Source organism: Serratia sp. CY71090 (assembly GCF_052166845.1).
Taxonomy (GTDB): Bacteria; Pseudomonadota; Gammaproteobacteria; order Enterobacterales; family Enterobacteriaceae; genus Serratia; species Serratia nematodiphila.
In genome coordinates this window covers 90,016-104,274 of record NZ_JBJNOA010000010.1, presented here as the reverse complement: position 1 = coordinate 104,274, position 14,259 = coordinate 90,016, and the positions used below count along the sequence as shown (strand labels likewise).

Annotated in this window: 11 protein-coding genes and 1 tRNA gene; 1 reads left to right on the top strand and 11 read right to left on the bottom strand. The window is 54.2% G+C overall.

All coding sequences use genetic code 11. The features are described 5' to 3' along the window. Window positions 1-55: 55 nt before the first annotated feature. From ACJ8OK_RS18405 to ACJ8OK_RS18360, 10 genes are all read right to left on the bottom strand, one after another. Window positions 56-1,357 (bottom strand): cytosine permease, encoded by a 1,302-nt coding sequence (locus ACJ8OK_RS18405; RefSeq protein WP_033633580.1) that lies wholly within the window; start codon window positions 1,355-1,357, stop codon window positions 56-58. Between the two features lie 20 nt (window positions 1,358-1,377). Next, entirely contained in the window at window positions 1,378-2,067 is a 690-nt protein-coding gene (locus ACJ8OK_RS18400; RefSeq protein ID WP_004937346.1) for a helix-turn-helix transcriptional regulator, read from the bottom strand. Between the two features lie 27 nt (window positions 2,068-2,094). Beyond that, window positions 2,095-2,505, bottom strand: coding sequence for a GNAT family N-acetyltransferase (locus ACJ8OK_RS18395; protein ID WP_004937348.1), 411 nt, complete (start codon window positions 2,503-2,505; stop codon window positions 2,095-2,097). A gap of 427 nt (window positions 2,506-2,932) precedes the next feature. After that, window positions 2,933-3,838: an alpha/beta hydrolase gene (locus tag ACJ8OK_RS18390; protein ID WP_442530797.1), complete on the bottom strand. Its 906-nt coding sequence runs from the start codon at window positions 3,836-3,838 to the stop codon at window positions 2,933-2,935. 640 nt (window positions 3,839-4,478) lie between these two features. Then, window positions 4,479-5,363 (bottom strand): ATP-grasp fold amidoligase family protein, encoded by an 885-nt coding sequence (locus ACJ8OK_RS18385; RefSeq protein WP_033632084.1) that lies wholly within the window; start codon window positions 5,361-5,363, stop codon window positions 4,479-4,481. Window positions 5,364-5,413: 50 nt separating this feature from the next. Beyond that, window positions 5,414-6,709 carry a lysine N(6)-hydroxylase/L-ornithine N(5)-oxygenase family protein gene (locus ACJ8OK_RS18380; RefSeq protein ID WP_033632085.1) on the bottom strand — a complete coding sequence of 432 codons (1,296 nt, stop codon included), beginning with the start codon at window positions 6,707-6,709 and terminating at the stop codon, window positions 5,414-5,416. Between the two features lie 918 nt (window positions 6,710-7,627). Beyond that, window positions 7,628-8,488 carry a hypothetical protein gene (locus ACJ8OK_RS18375; RefSeq protein ID WP_228392543.1) on the bottom strand — a complete coding sequence of 287 codons (861 nt, stop codon included), beginning with the start codon at window positions 8,486-8,488 and terminating at the stop codon, window positions 7,628-7,630. 36 nt (window positions 8,489-8,524) lie between these two features. Then, on the bottom strand, window positions 8,525-9,007 hold the full coding sequence (locus ACJ8OK_RS18370) for an Hcp family type VI secretion system effector (protein WP_004937359.1): 483 nt from the start codon (window positions 9,005-9,007) through the stop codon (window positions 8,525-8,527). A gap of 47 nt (window positions 9,008-9,054) precedes the next feature. Beyond that, window positions 9,055-9,537 carry an Hcp family type VI secretion system effector gene (locus ACJ8OK_RS18365; protein ID WP_004937362.1) on the bottom strand — a complete coding sequence of 161 codons (483 nt, stop codon included), beginning with the start codon at window positions 9,535-9,537 and terminating at the stop codon, window positions 9,055-9,057. A gap of 609 nt (window positions 9,538-10,146) precedes the next feature. Further along, window positions 10,147-10,222: transfer RNA gene (locus ACJ8OK_RS18360), tRNA-Phe, on the bottom strand. A 705-nt stretch (window positions 10,223-10,927) separates the two neighbouring features. On the opposite strand from ACJ8OK_RS18360, the gene speF reads away from it, so the two are divergent. Next, entirely contained in the window at window positions 10,928-13,093 is a 2,166-nt protein-coding gene (gene speF / locus ACJ8OK_RS18355) for an ornithine decarboxylase SpeF (protein WP_442530827.1), read from the top strand. A gap of 48 nt (window positions 13,094-13,141) precedes the next feature. Here the strand turns inward: speF and mltC are convergent, their stop codons facing one another. Further along, window positions 13,142-14,218, bottom strand: a complete 1,077-nt coding sequence (mltC, locus tag ACJ8OK_RS18350) for a membrane-bound lytic murein transglycosylase MltC (RefSeq protein WP_033632087.1) — start codon at window positions 14,216-14,218, stop codon at window positions 13,142-13,144. Window positions 14,219-14,259: the final 41 nt, after the last annotated feature.

Below are 14,259 nucleotides of genomic sequence, written 5' to 3'. Positions count from 1 at the left end.
CGAGCGTTTAACACTCCCCCGTTACCGGAGGAGTGCATTACCGCGTTCACGAAAATCAGAGCGATTTCTGTGATGCCAGCGGTTTTTGCGCCCGGCTGAAGACCAGTTTAAGCAGCCAATACAGCAGGCTGGCAGCGACCAGGGAATTGATGGTCGGTACGCCCCATTCGGTCGCCAGGCCAACGGCGCCGCCGGCGATGCTGGCGACGATCGCCGCACAGCCGATAGTTGGCGTTTCGTTCGGCAACTGGCCGGTCCGGCGGCTCTCATCCAGGATCTTGCGATGGCTGCGCAGCAGATAATAGTCCACCAGCATGATGCCGATAATCGGCGGGAAGACCACGCCAAGCACCGTCAGGAAGTCGACAAAACGGTCAAGAATGCCCAGCACCGACAGCGTGGTGCCCAGAATACCGATCACCAGCGTAGTGTAGGTGTACTTCAGCTTCTTGCCGGTGATGCCTTCCACAGCATTGACGATGCCCAGCGAAGAAGAGTACAGGTTGAGATCGTTGACGCGCAGGGTGGAGAACACCACCACCAGCAAACCGGCGCCGCCGGCCGCTTGCGACATGATGGTGACCACATCCGCGGTGCCCAGGGTTTTGGCGATCAGGATCGCCAGGCCGTTCACCACGAACTCGCCGGCGATAATGGTGAAGAGCGTGACGCCGAGCACGTGCTTGCCGTTTTTGGAGTAACGGGTCAGATCGGGGGTCATCAGGCTGGCCACGATGGCGCCACCGACGACGATGGTGATGCCGGCGCTGATGGTCAGCGGTTCACCCGGCGGTGCCAGCTGGATGATCTCCTGCAGGTTATGGCCGGAAAGCGCGGTCACCGAAATATAGGCCACCAGCATGATGAACATCGGCACCGCGATACGGGCGGCGATGCGCAGCGCCTTGAAGCCGAATGCCACCAGGATGGTCAATAGCGTGCCCGAGAGCCCGGCGGCCAGGCCGAAGCCCAGCTTATTGCCGAGCGCGAAGTCGAGCGACTTGGCGAAAATGGCGTTCTGAATGCCGAACCAACCCAGCAGGCTGACGGCAACCACCACGCCGATCAGCACCGAGCCCAGACGGCCGAAGCCGCACCAGCGCGCCAGCAGGCTGCCGGAAATGCCTTCGCGCATGCCCGCCAGCCCCAGGCCGTAGGTCACCACGCCGAAGATCAGGCTGCCGACGAAGATGGCGGTGAAGGCGTCAATCAGCGTCATGGAATTGCCGAGTACGGCGCCGAGCATGAACTGGTCCAGCGCGGTCAGCATGCCCATATGCACGATGGCCACGCTTAAAAACGAAACTCGTTTATCCTGCGGCACCCGGGTGAGCGGATAATCTTCGATCTTTATCACGGTGAGATCTTCCTTGCGGTTCAAATAAATTGAATGCCTTTGGTTATCAGGCGATCGGGAATGTAGTTATCCAGATTGGCGTATTTGCAGTATTCCTCAAATTGCTGCTGAGTATGCACGTTGGCCTTCTGGTAAATGTTATAAATGCGGTTTTCGATGGTCTTATTGCTGACATTATAGATTTTGGCGATCTCTTTCACCGTAAATCTTTGCAGCATAAGGAAAATAACATCGAGTTCGGCACGGGTGAACAGCTCGTTATTGACTTCGGTGGTCAACACGCTGGGTTTTTGCTGATTGATATACTTCAGCGGCGACAGGCTGTTCATCGGCTTGGCGTTCCAGATCACGCCAATCACCTGTTTGTCATCGTTGTACACCGGCAGCTTTTCGCTGATAAACGGCGTCAGGCTGTCTTTGCCGTACCAGTAGTGCGTTTCTATGACCGTGACCCGATCGCGCGCCGCTTCGGTCATCTTGTCATGCTCGATAAAGTCGGCGGCGGAGTCGGCCCAGTCGGCGGGGAACTCGTGGTCATATTTGCCGGCGACGTCGAAATTCAGCGGCGTATTGGTATAGAGATAAGCGGCGCGGTTCATATAGAGGTGGCGGGACAGGTGGTCTTTGATGCCCCAGGGTTCGCTCAGGTGCTCCATCATGGTGATGAGGCCCTTAAAATAAGATTCATTATTTTTATGTGATGAACCCATACCCACCTCTGTGCCGCTCAGGCCGCGTTACAGGCTTTTAGCCAGATAATGGCGGGTGTGGCGATGCGCATAGTCGCCCAGCTCGCCGTAGACCCGGTAGCCCAATTTTTCGTAGAAGCCTCTGGCCTGGAAATCGAAGGTATCGACATAGGCCATATGGCAACCGCGCTTGCGGGCTTCTTCTTCGGCCAACTCCATCAATTGGCGGCCATACCCGCTTTTGCGGCATTGATCGCCAACCCACAGATACTGCACTTCCAGGCCGCCCCACCAGGTGCGCGCGACCAGGCCGCCGACGATCTGCTGGTTGTCGTCGGTAACGGTCAGGAACAGCGGGTGAATGTCTACGGGCTGGGTTTTGTGATTGTGCGCCCAAAGGCTGTCGATAACGAACTCTTCATCCTGCGGGTTGGGTTTGTCGGTGATATTAATATTCATTTTTAATATAATTCCCTGATTTAATTATTCAAAACTGAACTAGGCGCTTTCGCCCCAACCGCTTCTAATATCACTTTCGTTAATGTATTTCAAGGGTGGTTTTCACCCTTTTCCGCCTGGTGAGCGGGCGCTTATGATAGGCGCCACAGGGAGAAGAAAATAGTGAAACAGGCGGTATTAAAACGCTGAAATGCCCTGCTTACACCATCTTTTCCTACTTGCGCCTCACCAGGGCCCCACCGGGAAAACTGCAGTACTGTATGGCTCCACCGGATAGAGCAAGCTCACTTGCCGACGGGGGAGCCACTTTGTTTTTTGACGCGCCCGCCCGCGGCCACCGTTCTCTGTCTCAGATATTAAACACTCTTCTTATCAGAAGATATGCGCCGCAGATGAAAATGTGGCCGATGCCTTCTGAGCTGCGAATTCAGTCTTCTGCGATGACGCTGCCCAGCGCCGGCTCGATGGTCGCGCCCAGCATGGCGCCGTGCCCTAAGGCGGGCCATTCCCGATAGCCGACGGTGAAACCGTCGAGCTGTTCGGCCAGCAAATGCGTCGCGTCCGCCGGCAGAGCGGGGCTCTTTACACCGGGCGGGGCCGCGCGATCGCGTTCCGCCAGGCCAACCCACAGTTGCAGCCTTACCGCCGGCGCCGCGCGCCGTTCCGTCATCCGCTGCGCTTCTTGCAGGATCATGCCGTTGCCCCACCACAGCGAGGGTTCCACGGCGATATAGCGCTGAAAGGCGGCAGGATGGGTAAACAACGTGTGCAGAACGAAGAGCCCGCCGTAGGAGTGCCCCCACAGCGTCTGTCGCTGCGGATCGACCGCCAGTCTGGCGGCGATCGCCGGTTTGATCCGAGTTTCAATCAATTGCAGGAACGCATCCGCGCCCCCGCCGGCCCGCGGCGGTGTCTTCATGCCTGCCGGCAGAGGGAGCGTATAGTCGTAGGCGCGGCCGGCGGCATCGATGCGCAGATCGTTGTCATAGCCGATCATGACCAGCACCGGCGGCCGCTTCGCCGCCGCCAATTTGGCCAGTAAGGCGGCGTTCAGCTCCATCAGCACCGCGTTGCCGTCGAGGAAATAAACCGTTGGATAGCCGCCCGGCTCAGGCGCCCGATGCGGTTGGGCGATGCGAACGCGGTAATGCCGTCGGCCATCGGCGGAGGTGAAGCGCAGGTCGCTGAAGCGGTAATCCGCAGAATCGCTATCGGCTACGGTAGCGCCGATCTTGCGTTCCAAATCGGGCCTGGCCAGCACGGAACCCGGCAGCCAAAGGCCGATGGCGAGCGCCAGAAGCGCAGAGATAAAATGCCGGTTGGACAAAAACATGCGGGTTAACACCTTCGGAAAAAGGCCGATAGTAGCATCCGTTCGCGCCCGGCAAAAACCTACCTTTAGGGCGGATATTTCGGCCGCGAATGGCGGCCAAAATCCGGAAGAGGGCCGCCAGTTGCTTTGCCGGGTTAATAGCAACTCATTGTTATTATTGGTAAGTCAGGAATAAGAGAGATTGCAATTAATTAGAAATGGTTATGGTTTTTATGGGGGGGGGGAATGGCGAATAGCGGGGGAAACACACGGTTATCAACGATTTTTAGCAAAAAAAGCCCTATAAAATAGGGCAAAGACACACAACAACACCAGGGAAACTTTCCGGTATCTTATATTATAGCTTCCTATACATATAGAACATTTTATTATAAATATGTAAGTGATTCTTATTGATTATCTAATGCCATTATTTTTCAAATGGTTATGTGGTCCGGCTGAGGTGTTGCGCTTGGGTCGGTTGCGGGCTATCAGGGATAGGTGGCGGGATTTTTCTGTAACGGCGGTATGAACAAGCGAGATCCTTGGCCCGATACCTTCAGGGCAATACCGGCCGACAGGCTGCGAACATGTCGGCCGGTATTCCTCCTCGCGCTGGGCACTGCGCCGCCCGATCTTCCCTGCGAGCGTCCGGTGAAAATCAGTGCTGCTGCAGCGTCAGCATCTTGCCAAGCAAAATATCGGTCGGCGGCAAAATATCCGTATCCAATCCGGCGGAGGGGGTAAAGGTTAGCTCGCCAAAAATGATGTGGCCTTGCGAGATGTAGAAATCAACGCGAACAAACTCAAAGGGCGCCGACAAGCGAGTGGCGTACTCAAACAGTTCATCGTATCCCTCAGGCTTCACGAAAGCGTCTATCTCCTCCTGGCTCAATGCCAGGCAGTCTTCGCTATAGCAAAGGAACTTGAACTCTTTGTCGAAGAAGTAATATTTTGGCGTCCCGGTATCCCTGCCGACGCACAGCAAGGTGCAGTAAGGCACACCGCGGAAACAATAGATTTTATAGTCTTCAGGCCCGTGACCATTGGCCGATTCGATATACTTTTCCCCAATGATCTTTTTTTGTATCCCTTTGTAGTTGAGTTCTACATAGGTTTTCCAGTAATCGTCTTTCATCCATCCATCGATCAGATGAGAGGCGTTTTTAATGTTCAACGATTGTTTGTTTTGGCAAATTAAATTATACCCTGAACCGTGGTTTCCCTTAATGACAAACTTATCAGGCAGCGTTTCCCAGGGTATTTCCTGCACTGAATCACAGGAGAAATACAACTCATTTAGAATCTCTTCACATCCCTTTTCTTTGATGTACTCTCTCACCGCATATTTATCTGCACATTGAGTCACCAATGCGTTATTACTGTAGTCATTCAACTTAAGATGATTTATTTTTTCATTCCAGGTTGAGGGCGACTGTAAATTCAGCGGTTTGCCAAATGCCCTTTTGTATATCAATCTGGCCTTGAACTCGGGGGCTAATACGGCCAGTTGATCTAGAATAAACTTCTTGAATTGTCTCTTCATATACGTAATTCCATCAAAGCATAGTGACAATGATTAAGACGTTCTTGTATTTAAAACGCGGGCGGTACGCTTTCACTGCGCCATTGAATGGCTGTCGGCGTTGTTCCCAGATCAAATGGCTTGTGGTCTAACGCCCGATTAAGAATGCGGGCCGATCGCCAGGCCATCAGGCTCAGCTGAGGATCGGCAATGCCGTGATTATGCATACTGGCGTTCATCGCAAATAAGCAGTTCTCCACTGGGCCTTCCCACTCAAAGGTAAAGTCCGGGGCTATGCGGTATTCGCCGTCCGCAGTCTTTAACAACCGGTGGGCCAAAGGCTCAAGGAACTCAGGCGTCGCCGATTGATAACCGGTGGCAAAGATCACCACGTCCGCCTTGAAGGTTTCCTGGCCGTGATCGAGATGATGACGCGTTTCGAGCTGGTAGGCGTTATCCAGCGTGTGTTTCACGGCCGTCAGCGAACGGCTGGGCAGCAGGCGCACCCATAATTTCTCGCGCAGGACGTCGAAGCGGTGGTACATGGCGCGATAAATCGCCAGCAGCGACTCACTGGTGATGCCATCTGAGGTCATCTTCTGTTCGGCCAGCATATGCCGCTTGGCCGCGCTGTCCAGTGAGTAAAAGCTCTCGACGTAATCGGGCGTGAAGTATTCGTTGGCAAAAGCAGCCTCATCGAGCGCATTGTAGTTATTGCGGCGCGATATCCAGTCGAGCTGCGCCGGCTGCCCCCATTCTCCTTTAAACATATTCAGGAACAGATCTGCGCCGCTCTGGCCGCCGCCGACGATCGCCACGCGTTTGCCGGTCAGATCGGGGTTGCGCAGCATCATTTCGCTGGCATGGAAACAGCGATCGCTTTGCATCGTCACGCAATCCGGCAACTTTATTTTCTTGCCTATGCCAATGCTGACGTGTTTGGCGTGGAAGACCTTATTCGAGGTGGTCACCACGAACTGGCGCTGCCGATCGTCAAATTCGACCCGCTGAACGTCTTGATTGAATGCCAATGATCCCATCCCGGCGGCGGCCCAGGTGAGGTAATCGGCGAACTCTTCGCGCGATGCGGTGCGCTGCTCCGTCGTTAGGAAACGATAAAATTTTCTGTTTTTTACCAGATAGTTGAGAAAACTGTAGCGATTGGTTGGGGCAACCGCGCTCACTAAATCTTTTAAAAAGTTGGTCTGCATACTGCAATCCGCCAGGATCATCCCTGGGTGCCAGGAGAAATGAGGTTTGCGTTCAAGGAACTGTCCCGTAAATCCCTCTATTTCACTTCCTAAGGCTGCCAGGCTAAGATTCGACGGGCCAAGGCCAATACCGATGATATCCAAACGCTGATTCATTAATAAGCTCCAGTATAATGAGAATAATACCCAGAAATACGACTGCAGATAGGGTGGCTTATAGCAACCAGGCTGCCTTTTTCTTATAAGTAAGCTTCACGAATTAAATGTAATTAAAAGGTGTGCGGGCCAAAATACCGCAATTTTAAATGCCCGTTTAGAATTCGGTAGCGCATCAGGCAAAGGCTACGGGCGTATTTCTTTCCATGAAAATCCCTATGAAGGTTTGCGCGTGTATTTAATGAATATTCCTAAGTAAAATTCCGATGCCCCCCTGATTCATCAAGCCATGAAAACGGCCACCAGGGAGGATGCCCACCGTATGAGTTCTTATCTGCTTTTCTGATGTATATGCCATTGCACTGCCGGGCTCGGTGTATTCGATGCTTAGAATAGCCTTAAAATAGGCGCGGGGAAGGTGAAATAACGTGATATTAGAGGCAGGATGCTTTTTGCAAAGATGAAATCGGAAGTGAAATTATGAAATCTGTGCGTTGTAAGTTGATTTTTATCATTTAATTCAATATGTTATTTTGCGGCAGGGCGTCACACTTTTTCACTAAGGTGATACGCACACTTCTGTACCTTTATCTCCTCTTGTTGCCCCCCGAACGGCAATATTTTACCCCGAGCTGCACCCTATGGACGCGGATGGTTCGCGTTAACTACCGGGGGGAGGGTTCGTTTAATTAATGCCGGACAAAGACTGCCCGGAGAGGACGCTTGCTCGAGCCGAGTGTGAAAAAACCTGGCCACGCTGGTGCAACGATCGCGTCCGATCCGGCAGTCTGCCTTGTCATCGTCATTGACCATTCTTACCGACAATAAAAATCTTTTCGTCAATTCGGGGCATTTTTGCACCCTGGACAGAATGACAACCGTTGCGCCAGAACCGCGAAGACCTGCCAGGTTGATCAATCACGGGAGCTTCAAATTGCTGAGGTAGTCATACTGGGCTTGCGAAATGTCCAGTTCCCCATCGCTGAAAAAGACTTTTATAAACATATCGCCCTGGCCGACGATATCTACACGTTGGTAAGTTCCCGTCACAAAACGGCGCACGATAGCCTGAATGGCATCGGTATGATTAGCAGGAACTGCATTGTTATCCGTGACTTTCTGTTCAAAAGTAATAGGGTGCTGTGCCTGAGGATCGGGACTGTATTGTGCGCGCTTGGCTGCGCTTTCGAACTTGAAATCATTAAAGGCGTTGTGGGTGGAGTTAAACATATCGGCAAGGTTTTTGATATGTGCTGCCATCTGATTCACGACCATGGTTTTATTGGTCACGAAGCGTTTACCCAAATACGTGCCAGTCACTACCGCGAGCTGGGCGGCATTTCTGCCTAAAATGCTGCCAACGCCAGAACCGGCCCCCGTCCATAATCCCGCGATCAAAACCAGACCGGCTCCGCCGACGGTACTCGACGCGATATTCTCAAAATGCTGAACACGCGCCCCCATTTGCCATGAGGTTCCGGGAAAAGAGACATTAATGCGGTTATCCAGGTGATTAATTCTTCCGCCTGGTCGTTGTCCTGACTCAATATTATTGGCGGTCAATCGGCGGTTGTTTTCATCTTTGAGTTCACCCAGCGTAAATGCGATCTGGCCGGTCTCCGTTTTTGTTAATCGAAAGACTTCTTCTGGTGACAGAGACCTGACTAGGATCAGCGCCTCATTCAAAATCTCACGGGTCAAAAAGTTGGCTGACACCCGATTATTCGATTCGTGTTGCGATGTCAGAGCTAAAATTTCATGTGACTTAGGAAATGCCATAATCCCCCCGCCATTACGATATGCACCGTAATGTGATTAGCTTTCTTTATTTTGCTTAATGTCCCAGCCCATCTGCACCGAAGCTCCTTTATTGCCTTGCTTCGCTTGCTCCCAGTATTCCATCGATACTTTACCGGCCTGAAAAGAGTATTCAATGCCTAGCGTGGAACCGTGCTCGACACCGATGAAGTCGGTATGAGTCACTAATACATCTTCCAGAGTAATGCGGGTATATTCCACTTCCTGCCCACCGGCTTTGCAAAGCGACAACTGCACCTTGGCGAGGTGTTTACCGGCCGAACAGTATTTCAATAAGGCAGGTGTCGCTTTATCTATCAGAGCCTGTACGGTCAGATCGCGAAAATTCACTTTACCCGTACCGCCGCCGCCGCCAACGGCCATATTGCCAGGCTGCCGCGCGCCCCAGTTAAAGGAGAAGACATCGATCCATTGCTTGTGATTCGCATTTTTCGATTCGCCATTAATGCCTTCAACTTTTAAAAACATATCCATTGCCATGATTTTATCACCCGATCATTAACGTATTGTTAGGTGCCCGAATGCACTTAGCTCTCTTTATTCTGCTTGATATCCCAACCAGATTTGCTTTCAGCGCCTTTAGTGCCGCTGCTGCCTTGTTCCCAGTAACTCATGGTGACTTTTGACGCCTGGAAGGCGTAATCAACCAGGATCGCATCATTTTGACCGACACCATTAAAATCGGTTTGCGTCACCAGCACGTCTTCGAGAACGATTTTGGAATATTCCACCTGGTTGCCACCCGCTTTGCATACGGAAAGCTCGATTTTCGCGACATGTTTTCCACTGGAACAATATTTAAGAATGGCGGGTGTAGATTTGTCGATAAGCGCTTGAATACGGAGGTCTTGATAATTCACTTTCCCGGAACCGCCTCCACCGCCGACAGCCATATTTCCTGGCTGTGAAGCGCCCCAGTTAAACGAAAGTACGTCGGTCCATCCTTTATGATTGCTGTCTTGGGACTCGCCCGTCATTCCTTCAACTTTCATATACATATCAATTGCCATTGTCGCCGGATCCTCCATTATTTCGCGTTGGCAGCGGAATAGGATAAAAATGTCTTATCAATGGGTAAAATTCAGCATAGCCTTATATGAATGAATTAACAGCAATGTCGTTTTTATTCGGAATGTTCCTAGTTTTAATTCAATATGTTGTGATTTAACAAAGTGATACCTTTAGAGGTTCGTGGCTATATTCCATCACCGAATGACAATAAAAAACACTCGATAAACGGAGAATATGAGTGCGCTCGTTTGACGCGTGGAGGATTGGGGGCGGGCCTTTTGAGAAAGTGCACCTGTAATGCGAAATTGCACATCCATCGGATGATGCGGTGGCGCTTTAGCGCTGGCGCGCAGGGTGAGGCCGTAAGATCGAATAATCGAACGCAGTTCGATGGAGAGTCCGTACCCCAGAAAGCGAAAAACCCGCCATAGGCGGGTTCTTCTGAATAGGGCGACCGGACTCGGACAACCGGCGCTGGCGCCGCGTTGAACAGGGCTTTAGCGCTGGCCCGCAGGGTGAGGCCTTTGACCGAATAATCGAACGCAGTTCGATGGAGAGTTCGTACTCCAGAAAGCGAAAAACCCGCCATAGGCGGGTTATTCTAAATATGGTGCCCGGACTCGGAATCGAACCAAGGACACGGGGATTTTCAATCCCCTGCTCTACCGACTGAGCTATCCGGGCAACGGGGCGCATTAAACCGTATTGGCCGGATGGCGTCAATCGCTTTCTGTCACAAAGCCGATCGGTTGCTCTATTTTCAGGCAGCAAGCCCGGAGGGGCGGGGGACGGGGGGATATCCGCATTCAATAAATATGCATATAAAACGTGTATTTATACCATCTTAAAACGCGCGATTTTTGGTTTTTCAATTAAATAACAATGAATTATTCTTTAATCAATGGGCGTTCAATCAAGGCGATTCTCGCTTGAACCCTGCAACGAATCATGCAATCATTGCGCAAATTTTAGCACTCTCCGTTCCCTGACGGTGTTTCCGCTTCTTATAAGCCAGAGGGTTATTGGCATGACTGGTTTTGTTGCTCAAGCGCTGCTGCGCACCAGACATCTGACGCCGCCACCGTTCCGCCGTTGTTTCCTCCGCACGTCATCCGCCCGAATACGCCTGCCGGCCATGCGGTAAGGCCGCCTGACGCTCGCTGTTAGGCATGCGTAAAGCCAGCGCTGCGGCCCTGATTTTACTGATGCCTGTCGGACGCTGCCAAGACCAGTTCCCCCGATAGCCGCCTGATGATCCCCGATCATGAGCCGGTCACGCACGCCGCTTATGCTGCCGTGCCCGGGTATCGCTTTTACCGGGATAACCGCGTTATCTCATTGCCGTGCCGGTGGCACACCCTCATCCTTCACCGTTTGAGAGTCAGCATGATGAAAGAATTGAAAATCGCGACCAGCGCCAGCCTGGTCGCCACCATTGAGACGCTGCGCCAGATCGTGCGCGTAGAGCAGACGGATTGCACCGACGTGGCGGCGGCGGTGGTGTCGGTCGCCGACGTGAACGCAGGCATTCTGGCGCGCTTGCAGGCGACGGGGTTCGACATTCCGACCTTCGTGGCGGTGGAAGGGGACGAGCATCTCTCGCCGGACTATCTGCCGTTTGTCAGTGGTGTTTTCGCGCTGCTGGCCGGCGCCAGCAAGCCGTTCTACATGGCGCAGCTGGAGGCCGCCGCCGACGCCTACGAGCAGGCGCTGCTGCCGCCGTTCTTCAAAACGCTGAAGACCTACGTCGAGATGGAAAACTCGACCTTCGCCTGCCCGGGGCATCAGGGCGGCGAGTTCTTCCGCAAACACCCGGCCGGCCGGCAGTTTTTCGATTTTTATGGCGAGACCCTGTTCCGTTCCGACATGTGCAACGCCGACGTCAAGCTGGGCGATTTGCTGATCCACGAAGGCTCGGCCAAGGATGCGCAAAAGCACGCGGCGCGGGTATTCAACGCCGATAAAACCTACTTCGTGCTCAACGGCACCTCGGCGGCCAACAAGGTGGTGACCAACGCGCTGCTGACCCGCGGCGATCTGGTACTGTTCGATCGCAACAATCACAAATCCAACCACCACGGGGCGCTGATCCAGGCCGGCGCCACGCCGATCTATCTGGAAACCGCCCGCAACCCGTTCGGCTTTATCGGCGGCATCGATGCGCACTGCTTCGACGAACGCTATCTGCGCGAGCAGATCCGCGAGGTGGCGCCGGAGAAAGCCGCGGCGGCGCGGCCGTTCCGGCTGGCGATCATTCAGCTCGGCACTTACGACGGCACGATTTACAACGCTCGCCAGGTGATCGACACCATCGGCCACCTGTGTGATTACATTCTGTTCGACTCCGCCTGGGTGGGTTACGAAGGCTTTATTCCGATGCTGAAAGAGTGCTCGCCGCTGCTGCTGGAGCTGGACGAGCACGATCCGGGCATTTTCGTCACCCAGTCGGTGCATAAACAGCAGGCGGGGTTCTCGCAGACCTCGCAGATCCATAAGAAAGACGACCATATCAAAGGGCAAAAACGCCACTGCAACCACAAGCACCTGAACAACGCGTTCATGCTGCATGCGTCGACCAGCCCGTTCTATCCGCTGTTCGCCGCGCTGGACGTCAACGCCAAGATGCACGCCGGCCCCGCCGGGCGCCGCATGTGGATGGACTGCGTCAAGCTGGGCATCGAGACGCGCAAACAGCTGCTCACGCGCTGCTCGCAGCTGAAGCCGTTTATTCCGCTGCAGGTGGCGGGCAAGGACTGGCAGGATCACGATACCGATCTGATCGCCAACGACGCGCGCTTCTTCACCTTCGTGCCGGGGGAGACGTGGCACGGCTTCGAAGGCTATGCCCAGGATCAGTATCTGGTGGATCCGTGCAAGCTGCTGCTGACCACGCCGGGGATTGACGCCGCGACCGGCCAATACACCGAGTTCGGCGTACCGGCCACCATTCTGGCCAACTTCCTGCGCGAGAACGGCATCGTGCCGGAGAAGTGCGATCTCAACTCGATCCTGTTCCTGCTGACCCCGGCGGAGAACCCGGCCAAGATGGAACAGCTGGTGGAGATGCTGGCGCAGTTCGAACGCTATGTCGAAGAGGATGCGCCGCTGAGCGTGGTGCTGCCGACGGTGTACCGCAAGAACGAGCAGCATTACCGCGGCTACAGCATTCGCCGGCTGTGTCAGGAGATGCACGATCTGTACGTCAGCTTTGACGTTAAGCAGCTGCAAAAGGAGATGTTCCGTCAGGATCATTTCCCGCCGGTGGTGATGAACCCGCAGGACGCCAACGTGGAGTTTATCCGCGACAACGTCGAGCTGGTGCCGATCGGCCAGGCGGAAGGGCGCATCGCGGCGGAAGGGGCCCTGCCGTATCCGCCGGGCGTGCTGTGCGTGGTGCCGGGCGAAGTGTGGGGCGGCGCGGTGCAGCGCTACTTCCTGGCGCTCGAGGAGGGTATCAACCGCCTGCCGGGCTTCTCGCCGGAGCTGCAGGGGGTCTACATCGAGAAAAAAGATCACGGCTGGAAGCGCATCTTTGGCTATATGATCAAGCAGTAAAAAAAGGGCCGGTTCGCACCGGCCCTTCTCCTATCCACGCGGGAAGCGCTACTTTCTGCGGTAGCTCTTCTGCGCGGTATTCACTTTCACCAGATAGCGGCGCGACTCGGCGGCCGGGTGCTTGGTGGTCAGCGTTTGGTACACGTCGCCCGGCTGCATGCCGTTGATGATGCCCACCGCGCGCGTCCTGTCGCTGGAGAACACCCGCAGCACGCTGCCGGCGCCGCCGTTGTAGGCGGTGATCACCGCATAGCGGCGCGAGGTCGGGTTCTGAATGCCGCCCAGGTAGTTGTTCTGCAGGATCGCCAGGTAGGCGGTGCCGGTATCGATGTTGTTCTCTGGATCGAACAGGTAGCTGCGGCTCGGGGTGCCCCATTTGCCGCGCATCTGGAACACATCCTTACCGGCGGTGTGCTGCACCACCTGCATCAGGCCCAGCGCGTCCGAACCGCTCACCGCATACGGGTTGAAGCTCGATTCGGTCTGCATGATCGCCAGGATCAGCGATTCGTCCACGCCGTATTTTTCCGACGCCTTGCGCACCATCGGCAGATATTTGTGCGCACGTTTGTCCAGGTGGTTCGGCACCAGTTGGATGGTGACCGAGTAGATGACGTGCAGGCCGGAGGTGCGTTTTTGCAGCTTGGTCTGCAGCAGGTAATCGGCGAAGTGCGCCGCGCGCCATTCCCAGCGGATCGGCGCGCCTTTGTTATCCAGCACCTGGCCGTACAGGAACGGCTCTTTGCTGATCTGGATATCGTTGGCGTCGGAATAGAGATCGATGGAACTCGGATCGTCACCCATCAGCAGCGTGCTGATGATCGCCTGGCGCAGGTGCGCGGCCGGATCGGTGGTGGCGATGGTTTCGATGGTGATGGCACCGGTGTCGAAGTTGATGTGGCTGCGGGTTTGGTATTGGTCGGTATATTTGACGTAGTCTTTCGGCCCGGCGATCAGAACTTCGTTCAGACCCCAGATGTTCTCGATGTTGTGAGCGAATTGCCCCATCAGAATGTCGAAGCCGTTGGTGTCTTTGATCCAGGCTTCGTTGATTTCTTCACTTTTTTTGCCGGAACAGGAGATCAGCAAAGGCGCTATTACGAGCAAAGCTAAAATTTTCTTCATCTTAAAGCCGTTTGGAAGAAGTATAAGAGGATTGAAGCGGG

Bases quoted from the DNA above. Each gene is read 5' to 3' on its own strand.
- ACJ8OK_RS18365 (WP_004937362.1), bottom strand. From the start codon at position 9,537: ATGGCAATTGATATGTATATGAAAGTTGAAGGAATGACGGGCGAGTCC.
- ACJ8OK_RS18390 (WP_442530797.1), bottom strand. From the start codon at position 3,838: ATGTTTTTGTCCAACCGGCATTTTATCTCTGCGCTTCTGGCGCTCGCC.
- ACJ8OK_RS18370 (WP_004937359.1), bottom strand. From the start codon at position 9,007: ATGGCAATGGATATGTTTTTAAAAGTTGAAGGCATTAATGGCGAATCG.
- speF (WP_442530827.1), top strand. From the start codon at position 10,928: ATGAAAGAATTGAAAATCGCGACCAGCGCCAGCCTGGTCGCCACCATT.
- ACJ8OK_RS18380 (WP_033632085.1), bottom strand. From the start codon at position 6,709: ATGAATCAGCGTTTGGATATCATCGGTATTGGCCTTGGCCCGTCGAAT.
- mltC (WP_033632087.1), bottom strand. From the start codon at position 14,218: ATGAAGAAAATTTTAGCTTTGCTCGTAATAGCGCCTTTGCTGATCTCC.
- ACJ8OK_RS18395 (WP_004937348.1), bottom strand. From the start codon at position 2,505: ATGAATATTAATATCACCGACAAACCCAACCCGCAGGATGAAGAGTTC.
- ACJ8OK_RS18400 (WP_004937346.1), bottom strand. From the start codon at position 2,067: ATGGGTTCATCACATAAAAATAATGAATCTTATTTTAAGGGCCTCATC.
- ACJ8OK_RS18385 (WP_033632084.1), bottom strand. From the start codon at position 5,363: ATGAAGAGACAATTCAAGAAGTTTATTCTAGATCAACTGGCCGTATTA.
- ACJ8OK_RS18375 (WP_228392543.1), bottom strand. From the start codon at position 8,488: ATGGCATTTCCTAAGTCACATGAAATTTTAGCTCTGACATCGCAACAC.